At 66.4% G+C, this 20,911-nt stretch carries 16 protein-coding genes; 9 read left to right on the forward strand and 7 right to left on the reverse strand.

The genetic code is table 11. The features are described 5' to 3' along the window. Positions 1-23: 23 nt before the first annotated feature. Positions 24-965 carry a LysR family transcriptional regulator gene (locus tag CTP10_RS16920; RefSeq protein WP_116320066.1) on the reverse strand — a complete coding sequence of 314 codons (942 nt, stop codon included), beginning with the start codon at positions 963-965 and terminating at the stop codon, positions 24-26. A gap of 198 nt (positions 966-1,163) precedes the next feature. Between CTP10_RS16920 and CTP10_RS16925 the strand changes: the two genes are divergently transcribed. Continuing rightward, complete coding sequence (locus CTP10_RS16925; RefSeq protein ID WP_116320067.1) at positions 1,164-1,454, forward strand: hypothetical protein; 291 nt, start codon at positions 1,164-1,166, stop codon at positions 1,452-1,454. Between the two features lie 296 nt (positions 1,455-1,750). Here the strand turns inward: CTP10_RS16925 and CTP10_RS16930 are convergent, their stop codons facing one another. The 3 genes from CTP10_RS16930 to CTP10_RS16940 form a co-directional block, all read right to left on the reverse strand. Beyond that, entirely contained in the window at positions 1,751-2,203 is a 453-nt protein-coding gene (locus CTP10_RS16930; RefSeq protein WP_116320068.1) for a hypothetical protein, read from the reverse strand. A gap of 223 nt (positions 2,204-2,426) precedes the next feature. After that, positions 2,427-2,621 (reverse strand): YbdD/YjiX family protein, encoded by a 195-nt coding sequence (locus tag CTP10_RS16935; RefSeq protein WP_012354346.1) that lies wholly within the window; start codon positions 2,619-2,621, stop codon positions 2,427-2,429. Between the two features lie 25 nt (positions 2,622-2,646). Beyond that, on the reverse strand, positions 2,647-4,719 hold the full coding sequence (locus tag CTP10_RS16940; protein ID WP_116320069.1) for a carbon starvation CstA family protein: 2,073 nt from the start codon (positions 4,717-4,719) through the stop codon (positions 2,647-2,649). 392 nt (positions 4,720-5,111) lie between these two features. Between CTP10_RS16940 and CTP10_RS16945 the strand changes: the two genes are divergently transcribed. Together CTP10_RS16945 and CTP10_RS16950 are read left to right on the forward strand one after the other, a co-directional pair. Further along, a complete protein-coding gene (locus CTP10_RS16945; protein ID WP_116320070.1) occupies positions 5,112-6,530 on the forward strand; it encodes a cache domain-containing protein in 1,419 nt (472 codons plus the stop codon). Then, positions 6,527-7,201 carry a response regulator gene (locus CTP10_RS16950; RefSeq protein ID WP_116320071.1) on the forward strand — a complete coding sequence of 225 codons (675 nt, stop codon included), beginning with the start codon at positions 6,527-6,529 and terminating at the stop codon, positions 7,199-7,201. Before CTP10_RS16945 ends, CTP10_RS16950 begins: the two co-directional genes overlap by 4 nt. Before the next feature lie 124 nt (positions 7,202-7,325). On the opposite strand, the gene CTP10_RS16955 is transcribed toward CTP10_RS16950, so the two are convergent. Then, positions 7,326-9,182, reverse strand: a complete 1,857-nt coding sequence (locus tag CTP10_RS16955) for a phosphoenolpyruvate carboxykinase (GTP) (protein ID WP_116320072.1) — start codon at positions 9,180-9,182, stop codon at positions 7,326-7,328. 518 nt (positions 9,183-9,700) lie between these two features. On the opposite strand from CTP10_RS16955, the gene CTP10_RS16960 reads away from it, so the two are divergent. The 5 genes from CTP10_RS16960 (at position 9,701) to CTP10_RS16980 (ending at position 17,680) form a co-directional block, all read left to right on the forward strand. Next, a complete protein-coding gene (locus tag CTP10_RS16960) occupies positions 9,701-10,726 on the forward strand; it encodes a D-2-hydroxyacid dehydrogenase family protein (protein ID WP_116320073.1) in 1,026 nt (341 codons plus the stop codon). A gap of 231 nt (positions 10,727-10,957) precedes the next feature. Continuing rightward, positions 10,958-12,142 carry an MFS transporter gene (locus CTP10_RS16965; RefSeq protein WP_116320074.1) on the forward strand — a complete coding sequence of 395 codons (1,185 nt, stop codon included), beginning with the start codon at positions 10,958-10,960 and terminating at the stop codon, positions 12,140-12,142. A gap of 173 nt (positions 12,143-12,315) precedes the next feature. Continuing rightward, on the forward strand, positions 12,316-12,954 hold the full coding sequence (locus tag CTP10_RS16970; protein ID WP_116320075.1) for an MOSC domain-containing protein: 639 nt from the start codon (positions 12,316-12,318) through the stop codon (positions 12,952-12,954). Between the two features lie 265 nt (positions 12,955-13,219). Continuing rightward, on the forward strand, positions 13,220-14,479 hold the full coding sequence (locus tag CTP10_RS16975) for an efflux RND transporter periplasmic adaptor subunit (protein ID WP_116320076.1): 1,260 nt from the start codon (positions 13,220-13,222) through the stop codon (positions 14,477-14,479). A gap of 3 nt (positions 14,480-14,482) precedes the next feature. Then, on the forward strand, positions 14,483-17,680 hold the full coding sequence (locus CTP10_RS16980; protein ID WP_116320077.1) for an efflux RND transporter permease subunit: 3,198 nt from the start codon (positions 14,483-14,485) through the stop codon (positions 17,678-17,680). A 22-nt stretch (positions 17,681-17,702) separates the two neighbouring features. Here the strand turns inward: CTP10_RS16980 and CTP10_RS16985 are convergent, their stop codons facing one another. Together CTP10_RS16985 and CTP10_RS16990 are read right to left on the reverse strand one after the other, a co-directional pair. Beyond that, on the reverse strand, positions 17,703-18,080 hold the full coding sequence (locus CTP10_RS16985; RefSeq protein WP_116320078.1) for a helix-turn-helix domain-containing protein: 378 nt from the start codon (positions 18,078-18,080) through the stop codon (positions 17,703-17,705). Next, a complete protein-coding gene (locus CTP10_RS16990) occupies positions 18,077-18,334 on the reverse strand; it encodes a type II toxin-antitoxin system RelE family toxin (protein WP_116320079.1) in 258 nt (85 codons plus the stop codon). The genes CTP10_RS16985 and CTP10_RS16990 overlap by 4 nt, the downstream gene beginning before the upstream one ends. 273 nt (positions 18,335-18,607) lie before the next feature. On the opposite strand from CTP10_RS16990, the gene CTP10_RS16995 reads away from it, so the two are divergent. After that, the gene (locus CTP10_RS16995) at positions 18,608-20,887 is read left to right on the forward strand and encodes a TonB-dependent hemoglobin/transferrin/lactoferrin family receptor (RefSeq protein WP_116320080.1); all 2,280 of its coding nucleotides are present in this window, start codon (positions 18,608-18,610) and stop codon (positions 20,885-20,887) included. Positions 20,888-20,911: the final 24 nt, after the last annotated feature.

Consider the following 20,911-nt stretch of genomic DNA (forward strand, 5'->3'; position numbering starts at 1 on the left):
ATCCGGCATCGGCCCCTGAGCCCTTATGAGCTGACGCTATGCGCCGCATGCCGCGGCTCGGCGCCCTCTGCCTTCCCCTTCACCTGCCCTTCCTCCAGCAGGAAATCGATAAACGCACGGACCTTGGTCGGCAGGAACTTCCGGCTCGGGTAGACCACGCTGACGTCGCGCCGTGGCAGCTGGTACTGCGGCAGCACATGGACCAGCTTGCCCGATTCGATATTCGGCCGGGCCAGGTAGGAAGACAGCATCGCCACGCCCATATTGGCCAGCGCAGCCTGGTGCGCCAGCTCGGCATTGCTGCACAGCAGGCCCGGGCGGATCGGCACGGTCACCTCGCCCTCGGGGCCAAGCAGCGTCCATTCATGTTCGGCGTTGGGCAGCCGCATCGCGATGCAGCGATGGTGGCTCAGCTCGTGCGCATGGCGCATCGGCGCGTGCGCGGCCACGTAGCCGGGCGATGCGCACAGGATCACCTCGGCCGACAGCAGCGGACGCGCCACCAGGTGCGAGCCCAGGCCCAGGTCCGACAGCATCACGGCCACGTCTCGGCCTTCTTCGACGATATCGACGTTGCGGTCTGACAGCAGGACGTCGAACACCACATCCGGATAAAGCTGCTGGAAACGCGACAGGAGTTCAGGCAGCAGGTGCAGGCCGAACATCACCGGCGTCACCAGCCGCAGCGTGCCCGACAGCGACTGGCTGCGCGCGGCGACCACGCTTTCGGCCTCTTCCACGTCCTCGAGGATCTGCTGGCAGCGCTGCAGGTAGGTTTCGCCGGCGTCGGTCAGCGACAGGCTGCGCGTGGTGCGGTTCAGCAGCCGGGTGCCCAGGTGGCTTTCCAGGTCGGCGACGTAGCGGGTGACGACGGCGTTGGACATTTCCAGCTGTTGCGCTGCACGCGCGAAGCTTCCCAGTTCCACCACCTTGGAAAACACACGCATCGATTGCAGGCGATCCATGACATAGTCTCCCGTTTCTGCGCTGAATCCTTACGCGGTCAGGCTGCTTTATTGTTGGAATCAGAACCAATCATTGTGGATCCTGATATTTATTGATATGAGGGAAATGCCTAATATCTAGCCTTCGGATGCCGCAATGCAACAATCATCTTTCGCCGAAGTGCCGGCTGAGGCATCCACGCAATAAAGAAGACCTGAATCATGAAAAACCGCTCCGCCCTGATCGCTGTCGCCACCATCGCCGCCGCCCTGTCGGCCACGCCTGCCTTTGCCAAGGCCGGCAAGTTCGATGTGTTCGCCGACGGTGCCAAGGTGGCCAAGTTCGACGTCTACGCGGACGGCGCCAAGGCCGGCAAGTACGACGTGTTCGCTGACGGTGCCAAGGCTGGCAAGTTCGACACCTACACCGATGGCGCCCGCGCCGGCAAGTTCGACGCCTTTGCCGACGGCGCCAAGTACGACACCGGTACCGATCGCGCGCCGCTGTAAGCGGCCCGTGCCTCCGGGGCCGCCACACAGGCAACAGGGCTCCTGCAAGCGCGATCCGGGGCCGCTCCTCCCCAGAGCGGCCCCTTCTGTTTTTGCCTGGTCTCCAACCGGCTTTGGGAGAGTGCGCGAACGCCTCTTCCGACTTTACTGGAGAAGAAGCCCGCCTCCGGCATGTCCGGCCGCGGGCTTCTTTGTTTCGGGGTGCGGCAGGTCAAGTGCCTTGCCGAACCGATTATGCCTGACCGCGCAAATAAAAAACGGGCCCTTGGGGCCCGTTCTTGCTTAACCACCGCAGATCAGTCGTGGTGGTGGTGATGGTGATGCTTGTGCTTCTTGCGCTTGTAGCTGCTCTTGTAATAACGACGGTCATCGTCATACGAGTTGCTGCGCGAGACATTGCCGCCCAGCGCCGCGCCGGCACCGCCGCCCAGGCCGGCGCCGATCAGGCCGCCGGTACGGCCGCCCATGGCGTTGCCCGCTGCGGTACCTGCACCACCGCCCAGCGCGCCGCCGATGATGGCGCCCGTACGCTCGCGGCGGTTGGACGTCACGGCGCCACCTGCGCCGCCACCCACCGCACCACCGATCACTGCGCCGGTGCTACCGCCGAGCGCACCGCCAACTGCGGCACCGGCGACGCCGCCGAGCGCGCCGCCCAGTGCGTTGTTCATGTCGCTCGCGACGGCCGGCAGCGCGCAGGCCGCCAGGGCGAGGGCAATGGTCAGATTGCGAACGGGATGGCGAGTCATATGTTTTGTCCTTTGAATTGCCATGATGTGTCGCAAGTGTAGAGAAGGAGCCCCACCCTTGCTGTAACTACCTGTAAAGCCCTGTAACCCCCCACAGAAACGGCGTAACCGGGCATAAAAACGCGGGGAAAATACAACACTTAACAAAAAGACAGGCGATCAAGTGATCGCCTGTCTGCTTTGTCTGCACCCGGAAACTTGCCCGGATGCCTCTTACGGTTGCTCAACAGCACTTTCCTTGCCCGCCGCCGTATCGCGCTTCCTGGCGCTCGCGGAAGAATTCTTCGTAGCTCATGGGCGCGCGGTCCGGGTGGGTGCTCTCCATGTGCGCCACATAGGTCTGGTAGTCGGGCAGGCCGACCATCAGCCGCAGCGACTGCCCGAGATAGCGCCCCATCGTACCCAGTTGTTCCAGCATGGCGGGCTCCTTGTCGAGGTCAGGGTCAGGACTGGGCCGAAGCAGCGCCCGGCAGCGGCTCGAACGGCGTTTCCTTGTCGGTCGGGCGATTCACGGCGCGGGCCTGCAGTGCGGTTTTGAAGCCGTAGAACACGATCGACAGCACTACCACCATGAACAGCGCGCACAGGCTGGCGTCCAGGTAGTCGTTGAAGACGATGCGGTGCATCTGCTCCATCGACTTGGCGGGGGCCAGTACCTTGCCTTCTGCGATGGCGGCGCTGAACTTGGCGGCGTGGGTCAGGAAGCTGACCTTCGGGTCGGCGTGGAACAGCTTCTGCCAGCCGGCGGTCAGCGTGCAGATCAGCAGCCAGATGGTCGGCAGCAGCGTGACCCAGGCGTACTGGCCGCGCTTCATCTTGACCAGCACGCAGGTGCCCAGCACCAGCGCCACCGCGGCCAGCATCTGGTTGGAAATGCCGAACAGCGGCCACAGCGTGTTGATGCCGCCGAGCGGATCGACCACGCCCTGGTACAGGAAGTAGCCCCAGGCCGCCACGCACAGCGCGGTGGCGGTCAGGTTGGCGACCAGCGAGTCGGTCTTGCGCATCGACGGGATGAAGCTGCCCAGCAGGTCCTGCAGCATGAAGCGGCCGGCGCGGGTACCCGCGTCGACGGCGGTCAGGATGAACAGCGCCTCGAACAGGATGGCAAAGTGGTACCAGAACGCCATCATGGCCTGGCCGCCCACCACCTGGTGCAGGATGTGGGCGATGCCAACGGCCAGCGTCGGCGCGCCACCGGCGCGCGAGATGATGGTGTTCTCGCCGACGTCCTTGGCGGTCTGCACCAGCACGTCAGGCGTGATCACGAAGCCCCAGGTCGAGACCGCCTGCGCCACCGCTTCCGGCGTGGTGCCGATCACGGCGGCCGGGCTGTTCATGGCGAAGTACACGCCCGGCTCGATCACCGAGGCGGCCACCAGCGCCATGATGGCGACGAAGGACTCGGCCAGCATCGCACCGTAGCCGATGAAGCGCGCGTGCGATTCATTCTCCAGCAGCTTGGGCGTGGTGCCCGACGAGATCAGTGCATGGAAGCCCGACACCGCGCCGCAGGCGATGGTGATGAACAGGAACGGGAACAGGTTGCCCGACCACACCGGGCCGCCGCCCTGGGCGAACTGCGTGAACGCCGGCATCTTCAGCTCCGGCGCCACGATCACGATGCCCACTGCCAGCGCGATGATGGTGCCGATCTTCAGGAAGGTCGACAGGTAGTCGCGCGGGGCCAGCAGCAGCCACACCGGCAGCACGGCGGCGATGAAGCCGTAGATGATCAGCATCCAGGTCAGCGCCTTGCCGTCGTAGGTGAACAGCGGCGCCAGCGTCGCGCTTTCATGCACGTACTGGCCGCCGATGATGGCCAGCATCAGCAGCACGAAGCCGATCACCGACACTTCGCCGATGCGGCCCGGACGGATGTAGCGGGTGTAGATGCCCATGAAGATGGCGATGGGGATGGTCACCGCCACGGTGAAGGTGCCCCAGGGCGAGTCGGCCAGCGCCTTCACGACGATCAGCGCCAGCACCGCCAGGATGATGATCATGATCATGAAGCAGCCGAACAGCGCGATCAGGCCCGGCACCGTGCCCATTTCGGACTTGACCAGGTCGCCCAGCGAGCGGCCGTCGCGGCGCGTCGAGATGAACAGCACCATGAAGTCCTGCACCGCCCCGGCGAACACCACGCCGGCCAGCAGCCACAGCATGCCCGGCATATAGCCCATCTGCGCGGCCAGCACCGGGCCGACCAGCGGGCCGGCGCCGGCGATCGCGGCGAAGTGGTGGCCGAACAGCACTGCCTTGTTGGTCGGCACGTAGTCCAGGCCGTCGTTGTGGCGCCATGCGGGCGTCATGCGGCGCGGATCGAGCTGCATCACCTTGTCGGCGATAAAGCGGCTGTAGTAGCGGTAGGCGATCAGGTAGATGCAGAGCGCGGCAACCACGATCCACAGCGCGCTGACGGCCTCGCCGCGCGCCAGCGCGACGGTGCCGAAGGCAAACGCGCCGAGCACGGCGACGGCCAGCCACACCAGGTGTTCTCCGATGCGATTCATAGTGAAGGTCTCCTCAGACCGGGATTTGGAAAGCCTGCGGCGGCGAAGGACTGGTAACTGGCAACGGGGTGGGTCGGCGGCGGGCGCGCCTGGGGCGGGCAGCTGGGGCAATCCGGCGGTGAGGGTATCTCCTGGATCTGGCTGCTGCTCGCCCGGTTCGTGTCGTTTCCGGATCTCGTCTTGCAGGCAGGCGGTGCACCATCCGGGTAGGCCGGTGCACCAGCTGCGTGGACGCGCGCCGCATGTTGGGGCGGCTTGCGTGTCCGGCGTGTAGTATTGACACCCGCCAAACCACGCACAAGCGCGTAACTACGCAGCACTTCTGCGTAGTACTACGCAAATCGACGGTGGCATGCCGCCTGCGCGGCATCGGTGTTTACCCCCGGTCCTGTATGAAACTCCGCCAGAAGATCCTGTTGCTCGCGGTGGCACCCCTTGCGGTGGCCATGCTGGGCATCGCGCTTGCCGTTCGCTACCAGGCCACCCAACTCGCGCAGCACGAGCGCGCGCTGGTCGAGGCCGCCTACCTGCAAAGCAAGGAAATGGAGTTGCGCCACTACGTAGAACTGGCGCAGAGCGCGATCGCGCCGATGGTGCGTTCGGGGCGCAACGACACCGCCACGCGACAGGCGGCCATGGAGGCGCTGGCCCGGCTCGACTACGGGCCGGATGGCTATTTCTTCCTGTACGACCTGCAGGGCCGCAACCTGATGCACCCGCGCCAGCCCGAACTGGTCGGCCAGGACTTGTGGACCATGCGCGACCCGCAAGGGTCGCTGACCATCCAGCAACTGATCGCGGCAGCCAGGGACGGCGGCGGTTCGGTGCGCTACCTGTGGAAAAAGCCGTCGTCGCAGCAGCTGGTGCCCAAGCTCGGCTATGTGGTGTCGGTGCCCGAATGGGGCTGGATGCTTGGCACCGGCATCTATCTGGATGACGTGGAAAACACGCTGCGCCAGCTCGACGCCCGCGCCGAGACCGATATCCGCGAGACCATGGCCTGGATCGGCGTGATCGCGGCGATCAGCATCCTGCTGGTAGCGGCCAGCGGCCTGGCGCTCAATGTCAGCGAGCACCGGGAGGCCGATGCCAAGCTGCGCCAGCTGGCGCAGCGCGTGGTGCAGTCGCAGGAAGAGGAACGCGCGCGGCTGTCGCGCGAGCTGCACGACGGCATCAGCCAGTTGCTGGTGTCGGTCAAGCTGGTGCTGGAAACCGCCACCAACCGGCTGAGACTGGCCCCGACCGAAGGCGCCGCGGTGGCGCCGGTGCTGGGCATGGCGTTGAACCGGCTCGACACGGTTTTCAATGAAGTGCGGCGCGTGGCGCGCAACCTGCGCCCGGCGCTGCTGGATGACCTGGGTCTTTTTGCCGCGCTCCAGCACCTCGCGCGCGAGATGCAAGGCGGCAGCCGGCTACAGATCACCGTGGCGCAGTCAGGCACCCCGCGCGAACTGCCCGACGAGCAGGCCACCGCGCTGTTCCGCATCGCCCAGGAGGCGCTGACCAACGTGGAGCGCCATGCGAACGCCCGGCACGTGAGCGTGTCGCTGGCATTCGATGCCGACGCCACGCGGCTGACCGTGCGCGACGATGGCAGTGGTTTCGACGTGGCCCGCATGCAGGTCGATCCGCAGCGCGGCATCGGGCTGCGCAATTTGCGCGAGCGCATTGCCGCGCTGTGTGGAGAGTTCGGCATTGTTTCCGGCATTGGCGGCACGGAGCTGGTGGCAGCCTTGCCGCTGGCGAAGCCGCTGCCCCGGCCAGCCGCCGTTTCAGAACACCCTGTTTCCGCTGGACCTTCGCAGACATGAACCTTTCGTTTGAACCAACCCTCGCCGATGCGCCTGCGCGCGTGCTGCTGATCGACGACCACGCGCTGGTGCGCGACGGCATGCGCATGCACCTGGCGTTGCAGCCGGGTTTGCGGGTCGTTGGGGAAGCCGACGATGGCGAGGCGGCGCTCACCTGGCTGGGGCGTGCCGGTGAGGTGGACATGCCTGATCTGGTGATTACCGATATTGGCATGCGCGGCATGGGAGGGATTGCGCTGGCGGCGGCGCTGCATGACCGCTATCCGGAACTGGCGGTGTTGATCGTGTCGATGCACGACAACCTGGAATATGTGCGACAGGCGGTTCGTGCCGGGGCGCGGGGTTATGTCCTGAAGGATGCGCCGGCGGATGAACTGATGGCGGCGATTCAGGCGGTGCTGGCTGGGCGGGTGTTTTATAGTGCGCGGATTGCCCGGGGCATGGCGGAGCAGAACCCGGGGCCGCTGGATGCGCTGACGCGGCGTGAGCGGGATATTCTCGGGGGTATCGGGCGGGGGATGGCGAACAAGGAAATCGCGGCGCAGCTGGGGGTGTCTGTGCGGACGGTCGAGACGCATCGGCTTAATCTCAAGCGCAAGCTTGGGATTGAGGGGCGGGCTGGGCTGGTGAAGTATGCGGTCGAGGTATTGGGGGAGATTGAAGGCGGGTAAGGGTTTGATTTTGATATTTATCGTTCAATAAAAAAAGCCCGCCTCAATCAAGAGGCGAGCTTTTTAAATTAAAAGCAATAACACCAACTATTATCCAATAGCAGTGCGCCGCTAGAAGCCAAAATCACCCCTCAAGCCGCTTGCCCAGCGCCGCGCGAGTTTCCGCCAGCGCCTGCGGCAGGTTGTGCTTCAGCTGCGTGAACAGCTCATCATGCAGCGCCAGCTCCTTGATCCAGGCATCACGGTCGATCGAGGTCACCTGCTCGAACTGCGCCGGCGAGAACTCGACGCCGTTCCAGTTGAGGTCCGCGTAGCGCGGCGTGGTGCCGAACACGTGCTCGGCGCCCTGCCCCTTGCCTTCGACACGGTCGATCATCCACGACAGCACGCGCATGTTCTCGCCGAAGCCCGGCCACACGAAGCTGCCGTCGGCGTCCTTGCGGAACCAGTTGACGCAATAGATCTTCGGCAGTTTCGCGCCCGAGGCCTCCAGCTTCTTGCCCAGTTCCAGCCAGTGGCCAAAGTAGTCGCTCATGTTGTAGCCGCAGAACGGCAGCATGGCGAACGGGTCGCGGCGCACCACGCCTTGCTGGCCGGCGGCCGCGGCGGTGGTTTCCGAGCCCATGGTGGCAGCCATGTACACGCCCTCGGTCCAGTTGCGCGCCTCGGTCACCAGCGGCACGGTGGTCGAGCGGCGGCCGCCGAAGATGAACGCATCAATGGGTACGCCAGCCGGGTTGTCCCAGTTCTCGTCGATCGACGGGCACTGCGACGCCGGCGCCGTGAAGCGCGCATTCGGGTGCGCCGCCTTGGCACCGGTAGCCCTGGCGATCTCCGGAGTCCAGTCCTTGCCCTGCCAGTCGACCAGGTGCGCCGGCGCTTCCCTGGTCATGCCCTCCCACCACACGTCGCCGTCGTCGGTCAGCGCCACGTTGGTGAAGATGACGTTTTCCTTCAGCGTCGCCATCGCGTTGTAGTTGGTCTTCTCGCTGGTGCCCGGGGCCACGCCGAAGTAGCCGGCTTCCGGGTTGATCGCGTACAGGCGGCCATCCTTGCCCGGCTTGATCCAGGCAATGTCGTCACCGATGGTGGTGACCTGCCAGCCCTCGAAGCCCTTGGGTGGGATCAGCATGGCGAAGTTGGTCTTGCCGCAGGCCGACGGGAACGCGGCGGCAACGTGGTACTTCTTGCCGGCCGGCGAGGTCACGCCCAGGATCAGCATGTGCTCGGCCAGCCAGCCTTCGTCGCGGCCCATGGTCGATGCGATACGCAGTGCGAAGCACTTCTTGCCGAGCAGCGCATTGCCGCCGTAGCCCGAGCCAAACGACCAGATCTCACGCGTTTCCGGGAAATGGACGATGTACTTGGTCGGATTGCACGGCCACGGCACGTCCTTCTCGCCGGCGAAGAGAGGCTTGCCGACGGTGTGCACGCACGGCACGAATTCGCCGTTGGTGCCTAGCACGTCATACACAGCCTTGCCCATGCGCGTCATGATGCGCATGTTGACCGCAACGTATGGCGAATCGGACAGTTCCACGCCGATATGCGCGATCGGCGAGCCCAGCGGGCCCATCGAGAACGGCACCACGTACAGCGTGCGGCCGCGCATGCAGCCGTCGAACAGGCCGTTCAGCGTCTGGCGCATCTCGGCCGGGGCGGTCCAGTTGTTGGTGGGGCCGGCGTCTTCCTGCTTGTCGGAGCAGATAAAGGTGCGGTCTTCAACACGGGCCACGTCCGACGGATCGGACAGCGCCAGGAAGGAGTTCTTGCGCTTGGCCGGGTTCAGCCGCTTCATTGTGCCGGCGGCGACCATCTGCTCGCACAGGCGGTCGTATTCTTCCTGCGAACCGTCGCACCAGTAGATATTGTCGGGCTTGGTCAGCGCGGCGATTCCGGCGACCCAGGCCACCAGCTTGGGGTGCTTGACCCAGGCCGGGGCATTCACTGGCGCCGTGCCTTGCATTGTGGGGTGGTTCATGCTGCAACTCCAGGTTTATAAGGGAAGAAGGGAAGGGAAACCTTGCAAAGCCTGGCCGGCGGGCGGTTTTTCCGCAGCTCGCGCGGTGGACGGAATCGCGGCATCGCGCCATGGGGTCGTCATGTCCCGATCGTCACATCCCGTTACAACTCCGCGGCGGCCCGTGTTGTGCAAAAGGTCGCGGCGGTCCCTGCGGCTGCGCTAAAGTTGCGCTTCGCCCGCGCAGGGGTAGCTGCGCGCGCCGGGCGGGCTTTGTCCGGCGGCGTCCGCTTGCCGGGAGCATGGCTCGACCGACAATCCACGGCGGCACCGGAGCGGGCAAGGATACCACTGGCGCACCCCCCTGTTTTTTGCTGCGCAACAATTGACACCATTGTTTCGCAAGAGTTATTCCACCTCGCGGCGGTCGGACATGCTGGCCCGACGCTGGGTTATCCACAATACTGTTGGCCGGCGCGCGGCTCGGTTGCCGCGCGCACCAACCGGCACAAGCGCCGGAAGACAAACCAGAGTTGCCGATGAAGATTGCCGTACTCGACGATTACCAGGACGCCGTGCGCAAGCTGCCGTGCTTCAGCCTGCTGGAGGGACACGACGTCAAGGTGTTCAACAACACCGTCAAGGGCGTGGGCCAGCTGGCCGCGCGCCTGTCGGACGTGGAAGCCGTGGTGCTCATCCGCGAACGCACCCGCATCACCCGGCAACTGCTGGAAAAACTGCCCAAACTGAAGCTGATCAGCCAGACGGGCAAGGTCGGCGCCGGCCCCGGCAGCCATATCGACCTGGATGGCGCCACTGACCGCGGCGTGGCCGTGCTGGAAGGCGTCGGTTCGCCGGTGGCTCCGGCCGAGCTGACCTGGGCGCTGATCATGGCGGCGCAGCGACGCATTCCGCAGTACGTGGCCAGCCTCAAGCACGGCGCGTGGCAGCAATCGGGGCTGAAATCGACCACCATGCCGCCCAACTTCGGTCTGGGCCAGGTGCTGCGCGGCCAGACGCTCGGCATCTGGGGCTACGGCAAGATCGGCCGTCTGCTGGCCGGTTATGGCAAGGCCTTCGGCATGCGGGTGATGGTGTGGGGCCGCGAGGCGTCACTGGACGCGGCGCGTGCCGACGGGCTGGACGTCGCGACCTCGAAGGACCAGTTTTTTGCCGACAGCGACGTTTTGTCGCTGCACCTGCGCCTGAACGACGACACCCGCGGCATCGTCAAGCTGACCGACCTGACGCGCATGAAGCCCACCGCCCTGTTCGTCAACACCAGCCGCGCCGAGCTGCTGGAAGAGAACGCGCTGGTCACCGCGCTCAACCGCGGCCGGCCCGGCATGGCGGCGGTCGACGTGTTCGAATCCGAGCCGATCCTGCAGGGGCACGCGCTGCTGCGCATGGAAAACTGCATCTGCACGCCGCACCTGGGCTATGTCGAGCGCGACAGCTATGAGCTGTACTTCCGCACGGCGTTCCAGAACATCCTGGATGTGCTGGGCGGCAATCACGACTGCATCGTCAATCCCAAGGCGTTGACGCCGGCGCTGTCGCGCTGAGGCGTTTCAGTTCCTGCCGGTTTGCACCCTTCTCCCGCGTTTTCCCGCGCTCTCCCGCGCGCGGGAGAAGAGGTGTCCAGTTCGCAAGGTGTTGACTGGCGCGATTGCGTCGTCAACGCGAATCCCCCAATCCCGCTACACTCGGGACTTCCCTAACCGCCGGCCGCAACGGCCCTGGCGGCAGCCCGAGAACAACAAGCGCCCGCGCGCACCCCTCTTCCCAAGGCCGGCATGGATCCCAGGCTTGTGACGCTCTGCGTCGGCAACTTCGTCATCGGCACCGGCGCGATGATCGTGACCGGCATGTTGAACGACATTGCCGGCGATTTCGGGCTGGGCGCCGCCAGTGCCGGGCAGCTGATTTCGGTATTTGCCCTGGCCACCTGCGTGGGCGCGCCGCTGTTCGCCACGCTGGGTTCGCGCATCGACCGCCGCCTGCTGCTGGCGGGATCGCTGCTGGTCTATGCCGTGATGCACCTGGCGGCCGCCTTTGCGCCCAGCTTCGCGGCGCTGATGGCCATCCGCTTCCTGACCGCGATCGGCGCCGCCATCTACACGCCGCAGACCGCGGCGACGCTGCCGCTGCTGGTCAACGCGCAGACGCGCGGCCGTGCCATCAGCTTCGTCTTCCTGGGCTGGAGCGTCGCCAGCGTGGTGGGGGTGCCGCTGGGCACGTGGATCTCGACCACGCTGGGCTGGCGCGTCAGCATGGGGCTGGTGGGAGGGCTGGCGCTGCTGGTGTCGGCCGCGGTATGGCGGGCGCTGCCGCGCGGGCTGTACGTGGAGCCGGTCGGGCGCGAGGCCTGGGCCGCGGTGCTGCGCCACAAGCCGATCATGCTGGTGGTGCTGACCACCATGGTGTCGTCGGCCGGCATGTTCACCATGTTTACCTATGTCGCGCCGCTGATGCGCGATGTCTATGGCATCAGCGGCGGCGCGCTCAGCCTGATGTTCCTGGCCTACGGCGCCTGCGGCGTGTTCGGCAATGCGCTGGCCGCGTCGCGCATGGACCGCGTCACGCCCAGCCGGATCGTGCAGGTCGCCCTGCTGAGCTCGGTGACCGCCATGGTGCTGTGGCCGCTGGCGGGGCTGGGCGGCGTGGCGCTGGTGCTGCTGTTCATGCTGTGGGGGCTCGGCGGGTTTGCCACCAACAGCGCGCAGCAGGCGCGGCTGGTGCTGCTGGCGCCGGAGCGTGCCTCGGCCTCGATCTCGCTGAACTCTTCGTCGATCTACCTGGGGCAGGCCGCGGGCGCGATGGCCGGCGCCGGCATCTATACCCTGGCCGGGGTCGATTCGCTGCACTGGGGTGCCGCGGCGCTGATGCTGGCGGCGCTGGTGGTGTCGCAGCGCGCCCGCTCGCTGGGCTGCCAGTGGCAGCGCCCGCAAGCCCCGCAGCAGGCGCCCAACGCCGGCTGAAGCCCCGCCCCGGGGCATCATGTCCCCGGGCGCGCGCCCCGCCTTGCGCCGCCAACGGCGTCTTGTGAGGCACCGCACCAAGCACTTGTCCACAGCGTTATCCGCCCCTTTATCCTCAGGGATATCCGCAGCTTATCCACATCTCTTTCCACAACCACCGAGCGGGGGCGCATGTGAGCGATTCCAGACGCTGGCAAGGCAATGCACGCGTGCTGGCCGTGAGCCTTGGCAAGGCGATCCCGCTGGTCGTGGCCGGCGCCGGCACCGAGGCTGTGGTCCTGTCCGGCATCCGCAAGCATCCCGTCAGCACCCTGCTGCACCCGCTCTCCGTGCAGGTCCGCCCGCTGGGCCTAACCGGCGACGAGCAGGCCGACCTGACCGTCCATGGCGGCCGTGACAAGGCGGTCTATGCCTACCCGTCCGAGCACTACCCCTGGTGGAATGCGCGGCGGCGTGCCTGCGGGCAGCCCGAGTCGGGGCAGCCGCTGCCGTTCGGCGCGCTGGGCGAGAACCTGAGCCTGGAAGGCCTGCTGGAGTCCGACCTGTGGATCGGCGACCTGGTGCGCGTCGGGACGGCGCTGCTGCGGGTGGAGGCGCCGCGCCGGCCCTGCTACAAGTTCAATGCCGCGCTCGGCTACCGCCATGCGGTGCGGGACATGGTGCAGAGCGGGTATTCGGGCGTCTACCTGAGCGTGCTGGTGACCGGCCAGGTCCGCGCCGGTGACCCGGTCATTGTGCAGCCAGGGCCACGCGAACTGTCGATCGACAGCGTCAATCAGTGGCGTCGCGACAGCCGGCGGCAGCTTTTCTGATAATGTTTGTCTAACGATACAAGCGCCCCGCCAATCTCATATCCGGTTTTCTCCGTGGTCCGGAGGGCGCTTGCCGGCGCCCGCCCGTCCCCACACCGCATTGCACCCCTGTAACGGACTGTAATACGCGACGCTGGCTCCGGCGGGCGAAGCGCGGTACTAGTAGAGTCTTTGCGCGACACGCGCCGGCGACATTCGATCACAACAAGCCGGGGCGGATCACGGGGAGTGGCGCAAAAGACGCGGTGCAGAGGGTCCACAGAACATGAAAACTGACAGGATCGACCAGCCCAAGGGCTTCGTCGACAGCAATTGGAGTGCGGCGGCCGGAACCGGGCGCGGCCGGGTATCGCCGTGGGTATTGGTCACGGCCGTGCTAGTGCTGGCCGGGCTGGGCTGGTTTGCCTGGCGCACGTGGCTGGCGCCCAAGCCGGCGCCCAAGCCGCCCGCCGCGGTGGTGGTGACCACCGCGCTGGTGCAGCAGGGCGACGTGCCGCTGCAGGTCACGGCCAACGGCAACGTCACCGCGTTATCCACGGTCGAGGTGCGGCCGCAGGTGTCGAGCACGGTGCGCACGGTCCATATCAAGGAAGGCCAGACGGTCAAGCCGGGCGAGCTGCTGTTCTCGCTCGACACGCGCATGGACGAAGCCAACCTGGCCAAGGCCCAGGCGCAACTGCTGAAGGACCAGGCCGATCTTGCCGACGCCCGCCGCACGCTGGCGCGCAGCAAGGAACTGCTCGAGCGCAACTTCATTTCCAAGAGCGCGGTCGATACCGCCCAGGCCAAGGCCGATGGCTTCGAGGCCACCGTGCGCGCCGACCAGGCCACTATCGAGGCCAGCCGTGTCGCGATCAGCTATGGCTCGATCCGCGCCACCATCAGCGGCCGCACCGGCGTGATCAACGCCTTCCCCGGCTCGCTGGTGCTGCCCACCGGCGCCGTGCCGATGGTCACCATCGCGCAGGTGCAGCCGATCGCCGTGACCTTCAGCCTGCCCGAGCGCCAGCTGGCGGCGCTGCGCGAGGCGCTGCAGGCCGGCCCGGTGCAGGTCACCGCCCAGCCCAACGATGGCAGCAAGACCCCGGTGACCGGCAAGATCACCTTTGTGGACAACACGGTCGACCCGCAGTACGGCACCATCCGCGTCAAGGCCCAGTTCGACAACGACGAGCAGCGGCTGTGGCCGGGCACCTACGCCAACGTCAACGCCGTGGTGCAGACGCTCAAGGGGGCGCTGTCGGTGCCGCCGCAGGCGGTGGTGACCGGCCCCGAAGGCCGCTTCGTCTATGTGGTGCAGCCCGACAGCAAGGTCGCGCGCGTGCCGGTGCAGGTGATCACCACCACTGCCGCCGCGGCCGTGGTGGAAGGCGTGCAGCCCGGCGCCCGGGTGGTGGTGGAAGGCACGCAGAACCTGCGCCCGGGCGCGCTGGTGCGCGAGGCGCCGGCGGGCGCCGCCTCCGGTGCGGCCGCCGCACGGCCCGCCGGTTCCGCCACCGCCGCCAACGCCGCCGCGGGGCACTGAGCCATGACGCTGTCCGAACTCTGCATCCGCCGTCCGGTGATGACGGTGCTGCTGTGCCTGGCCGTGATCGTGACGGGCATCGTGCTGTATCCGACCATCCCGATCGCCGCGCTGCCCAGCTTCAACTCGCCGGTGATCCAGGTCACCGCGACGCTGCCGGGCGCGAGCCCGGAAACCATGGCGGCGTCGGTGGCGACGCAGCTGGAAAAGCAGTTCGCCACCATCCCCGGCGTGTCGGTGATCAGTTCGTCGAATACGCTCGGCAACTCCAGCATCACCATCGAATTCAACAGCGACCGCGATATCGACGACGCGGCCGTGGACGTGCAGGCGGCGCTGTTCCGCGCCCAGCGTTCGCTGCCGATCGAGATGACGACGCCGCCTTCGTACCGAAAGGTCAACCCGGCGGACGCGCCGGTGCTGCTGCTGGCGATCAATTCGCCGGCGATGAGCCTGGCGGACCTGAATGCCTTCGGTGACAACCTGATTTCGCCCACGCTGGCGACGCTGCCGGGCGTGGCGCAGGTGCAGATCTTCGGGCAGAAGCGCTTTGCGGTGCGCGTGCGCGCGCACCCGGATGCGCTGGCCGCGCGCGGCCTGACGCTGGACGAGCTGGCCACCGCGCTGAACCGCGCCAACGCCAACACCCCGGTGGGTACGCTGGACAGCGCACGCCAGACGCTGACGATCCAGGCCAACCGGCAGATGACCAACGCCGACGCCTTCCGCAACATCATCGTCGCCAGCCAGCCCAACGGCGCGCTGGTGCGGCTGTCCGACGTGGCCGAGGTCGAGGACAGCGTCGAGACCATCAAGACCGGCAGCTGGCTCAACAATGAACGTTCGATCGTGCTGGCCGTGCTGCGCCAGCCCGATGCCAATACCGTGGCGGTGGTCGATGCGATCAAGGCCGCCCTGCCCCGCCTGATCGCGCAGATGCCGGGCTCGGTCAATGTGGCGGTGGTCAACGACCGCTCCAATTCGATCCGCGAGTCGATCCACGACGTGCAGTTCACGCTGGCGCTGACGGTGGCGCTGGTGGTGATGGTGATCTTCCTGTTCCTGCGCCGCGCCGCCGCCACGCTGATCCCCACCGTGTCGCTGCCGATCTCGCTGATCGGCACGGTGGCGCTGATGAAGGCGTTCGGCTACAGCCTGGATAACGTCTCGCTGCTGGCCATCACGCTGGCGGTGGGGCTGGTGGTGGACGATGCCATCGTGATGCTCGAGAACATCGTGCGCCATATCGAGGAAGGCGTGCCGCCGCTGAAGGCCGCGCTGGTGGGATCGCGCGAGATGGGCTTCACCATCCTGTCCATCTCGATCTCGCTGGTGGCGGTGTTCATCCCGATCTTCTTCATGCCGGGCGTGATCGGCCTGCTCTTCCATGAGTTCGCCGCGGTGGTGTCGCTGTCGATCCTGGTGTCGGCGGTGGTGTCGCTGACGCTGATCCCGATGCTGTGCGCGCGCTTCCTGTCGGCCGAGAACGTGCCGGTGGATGAGTCGCACCATGCCTATGGCGACCATGCGGTGGCGCAGCCTGCCGCGCCGCAGAAGCAGACCCTGGGCATGCGCTCCACGCAGTGGTTCGAGAACCTGTTCGAGTTCACGCTGCACCGCTATGCGCGCGGGCTGGACTGGTGCCTGGCGCACCGGCGCACCGTGCTGGCGGTTGCCGGCCTGACCTTCGTGCTGACCGCCGTGCTGTTCGTCACGATCCCCAAGGGCTTCTTCCCCGAGGAAGACATCGGCCAGATCCGCGTCAACGCCGAAGGCCCGCAGGATATTTCCTTCGACGCCATGGCCGAGCGCCTGCGCGACGCGGCCGAGCGCATGCGCGCCAACCCCGCGGTCAAGAGCATCGTGGTGGCCATCGGCGGCGGCCCGTCGCCGGCGATCAACACCGGCCGCATGTTCGTCGAGCTCAAGCCGCGCGGCGAGCGTAATGCCATGCCCAAGGTGATCGAGTCCCTGCGCCGCGATGTGGCCGGCGTGCCCGGGCTGGCGGTGTATTTCGCGCCGGTGCAGAACCTGCAGCTCGGCGGGCGCCAGAGCAAGAGCCGCTACCAGTACACGCTGCAGAGCGTGAAGGCCGGCCAGCTGCAGGACTACTCCGACAAGCTGATGGCAAAGATGCGCGCCGACAGCCTGTTCCGCGATGTCACCAGCGACTCGCAGCAGTCGGGCCTGGAGGCGCACCTGTCGATCGACCGCGACAAGGCCAATGCGCTCGGCGTGCAGATGCAGGACGTGCGCACCGCGCTGTATTCGGCATTCGGCGAGCGGCAGGTATCGACCATCTACACCCCGATCGACAACTACTACGTGATCCTGCAGGCGGCCGACCTCGACCGCGTCGACGAGACCGCGTTCGCCAAGCTCTACGTGCGCAGCAAGACCGGCCAGATGGTGCCGCTGTCGGCGTTCGCCACCACCGAGCGCCGCGTCGGCCCGATCGCGGTCAACCACCAGGGGCAGCTGCCGTCGGTGACGGTGTCGTTCAACCTGGCACCGGGCGCGGCACTGGGCGACGCGTCGGCGCGCATCGACCGCTACAAGCAGGAGATCGCGATGCCGACGTCGATCTTCACCAGCTGGGGCGGCGACGCGGCGGTGTTCCAGTCATCGCAGGCCACGCAGATCGTGCTGCTGGTGGCCGCCATCGCGGTGATCTACACGCTGCTGGGCGTGCTGTACGAAAGCTATATCCACCCGCTGACCATCCTGGCGGGCCTGCCCTCGGCGGCGGTCGGGGCCTTGCTGACGCTGTTTATCTTCAATGTCGAGCTGTCGCTGATCGCGGTGATCGGCGTGCTGATGCTGATCGGCATCGTCAAGAAGAACGCGATCATGATGATCGACTTCGCGCTGGCGGCGCAGCGCGAGCAAGGCATGCTTCCGGCCAAGGCAATCCGGCAGGCATGCCTGCTGCGCTTCCGTCCGATCATGATGACCACCTTCGCCGCGGTGATGGGGGCGCTGCCGCTGGCGCTGGGCCTCGGCGCCGGCGCCGAGCTGCGCCAGCCGCTGGGCCTGGCGGTGGTCGGTGGCCTGCTGTTCTCGCAGGTGATCACGCTGTTCATCACGCCGGTGATCTACCTGGCGCTGGACAAGTTCTCGGGCACGGGGCCGCTGCAGATCGACTCGGAAGGCAACAAGCTGCCGGAGAAGGTCCCTGGGGAGACGGTGCGGCAGCACTGAGGGCGATGGCTGGCCAGACCAGCTATTCGCTCTCTTCGCCCAGCATGTCGCAGGGCACGCCCAGTGCTTGCGCCAGCCTGCGAAGCGCATCGGGGCTGCCGGCGCGCGAACGGTTTTCGATCTGGCTGAGATATGGCTTGCTCAGGCCCGCGGCCCGGGCAAGCGCGTCCTGCGTCAGCCGGCGATAGTTGCGCCATGCCTTGACCGGATGGTCGCCGGCCAGTTCGGCATCGAGCACGGCGGCCGGCACGCGGAAGCCGTCGTCCTTGGCCCTGGCGGCGTCGAACAGGGCGACGTCGCCCGCGTCTTCAATCAGGTATTTGACGCGCTCCCACATCTCGATGGGGATCACCGCATATTCGCGGCGGCCGTCTCGTTCAATAAACTGGATTCCAGTCATTTGTAAGCTCCTCCACGTGGGCTGACGGCCAGTACGAGAATCACCAGCCGTCCGTCCTCGATTTCGTACAACACTCGCCAATCCCCTACCCGGAGCCGATAGCCGTTTCGTCCCGCAAGCTTTCTTGCGTTCGGGTTCGGTGCGTAAGGATCCACGGCAAGGCCATTGACCTTCGCGACGATCGTTGCGGCAAGGTTTCTGGGCATGGCCTTCAGGGTCTGTGCAGCTTGCCGGGTGAACTCAATGGCGTACATGCAGCATGTCAGTGCTGCGCTAACACGTTAGCAAACAAAGTTAGCACGACACGTAGAGTTGTTCAAGCAGTCGAACATTGCATACATGTGGCATGCACGCCACGCCCTTTGATGTAAGTCATTTACCTATCTGCTGTAAATGATAATAATTCTCGTTAACTAAAAACGGCGTCACCCGCGGCCATGCGCCGGACGGGCAGCGCCTCTACGCGAGCCAGCCACCCTGTCACGGTTTTCCGCCAGCCAGCGTTCGATTTCTTCTGGGGAGAATCCATGAAACGTCGCTGCCTGGCGCGCCTGCGCGCCTCCGTCCGGGTCACGCCTGTTGCCGCCGTCTGCGCGGCGCTGGGCTCGCCAGCCTTCGCCGCCGAGGGCGATAGCCAGACCACCGCGCTTGCCTCGCTCAATGAAGTGGTGGTCACCGCCACGCGCACCGAGGAGCGTGCCGATGCGGTCGCCTCCACCATCACCACGCGCGAGGCGCGCCAGATCGAGCGCGCGCAGCCGGTCGACGAGACTGGCCTGTTCGCCGACGAGCCCGATATCGACGTGCCGCGCGACCGCCGCCGCTTTGGCGCGGGCAGCATCAATATCCGCGGCATCGAAGACAACCGCGTGCTGCAGATGGTCGACGGCGTGCGCCTGCCAGACTTCTTCAATGGCGGCGGCCCGTCGAACATCTCCAGCTCGACGCGCGATGCGCCGGAGTTTTCGTTCCTGAAGCGCGTGGAAGTGCTGCGCGGGCCGGCGTCGAGCCTGTATGGCTCGGATGCGATCGGCGGCGTGGTGGCCTATGCGACCAAGGACCCCGTCGACCTGACGCAGGGCCGCAAGGTCGGCGGCGAGGTCGGGCTGAACTGGAACGGCATCGACAATGGCTTCGGGCAGACCGCGGGCGTGGCCGGCGGCAGCGACACCATCCAGGGCCTCTTCATGGTCGCGAACCGCAATGCGCACGAAATGAAGAACATGGGCACCGACGGCTCCAACTCGGTCAACCGCACCAGGCCCAATCCGCAGGACGTGCGCACGCAGGCATGGCTGGGCAAGATCCTGCTCAACGCCACGCCCGAGCACAAGTTCAAGTTCACCTACGAGCATCGCGACGGCAATACCGACACCGACCTGCTGCGGTTATCCACAGCCCTGCCGCGTGTGACCGCCGCCAGCGGCAATGAAGACCTGAGCCGCGACCGCGTCAGCCTGGACTACGAGTGGAAGCCCGCCAGCGGCCTGCTGGATCGCCTGGCGGCGCAGGTCTACTACCAGGAATCGGAGACCTCCACGCTGACCAACCAGGTGCGCAGCAACACCAGCACCGGCTGCTCGGCCACCACGCGCGGCACCAGCCTGTGCAACGTCGCGCTGGGCTTTGCCTTCAGGCAGGAGCAGACCGGCTTCAACGTGCAGGGCGACAAGTCCTTCGTCACCGGCAGCGTCGGGCACCGGCTGATCGGCGGCGTCGATTTCATGCGCACGCGCACGTCCGAGTCGCGCGATGCCACGGTGGTCAACCTGACCACCGGCACCACCACCAAGTCCCTCGCCGGCGAGAACTTCCCGGTGCACGACTTCCCCACCGGCGAGACGCGCCAGACCGGCGTGTTCGCGCAGGACGAGATGCGCTTCTTCGATGGCCGCTTCACGCTGACGCCGGGGCTGCGCTTCGACCACTACTCGCTGTCGCCGGATGGCGACGACCTGGTCTACAGCAGTGCCGGCGGCCGCCCGGCGGTCAGCAAGAGCGATTCGCACGTGTCGCCCAAGCTGTCGGCACTGTGGCAGGCGACCGACCACGTCAACCTGTGGGCGCAATATGTGTTTGGCTACCGCGCGCCCAACTACCAGGAGGTCAACGGCAGCTTCCGCAATCCGGTGCAGGGCTACGGCGCCGCGCCTAACGCGGACCTGAACCCGGAGAAGAGCCGCTCGTTCGAGGTCGGCGCGCGCTATACCAGCGACAACGTGCAGACCAGCGTGGCGCTGTTCGATAACCGCTATCGCGACTTTATCGAACAGGTGCAGCTGACCTGCCCGTCCGACCCCGCCTGCCTGCCCGGCCTGCGCGCGACCTACCAGTACCGCAACCAGACCAGCGTGCGCATCTACGGCGCCGAGTGGCGCGGCGTGTGGCGCTTCCTGCCGCAATGGCGCATCGACGGCGCGGTCGCGTATGCGCACGGCACCAATGAGCAGACCGACCAGCCGCTTAACAGCGTGTCGCCGCTGCGCGCGAGCGCGGGGCTGACCTGGGAGCGCGTGCAGGGCCAGGGTGCCGCAATCCGCTGGCGCGGCGCGCGTCCGGTCACGCGTACCGATGACACGTCGTTCACCTACTTCAAGCCCGCCGGCTACGGCGTGGTCGACCTGCAGGCGTGGTGGCGCTTCAACCGCTTCGTCAGCCTGGCGCTGTCGGTGAACAACCTGTTCGACAAGAAGTACTGGCTGTGGGGCGACGTGCGCCAGACCGGCGTATCGGCCACCGAGCCCGGCGTGGACTTCTACACGCAGCCGGGCCGTACCTTCGCCGCCAGCCTGAAGCTGTCGTTCTGAGCCACATCGGCTCAAGGAGGTATC

It is taken from the genome of Cupriavidus sp. P-10 (genome assembly GCF_003402535.2).
Taxonomy (GTDB): Bacteria; Pseudomonadota; Gammaproteobacteria; order Burkholderiales; family Burkholderiaceae; genus Cupriavidus.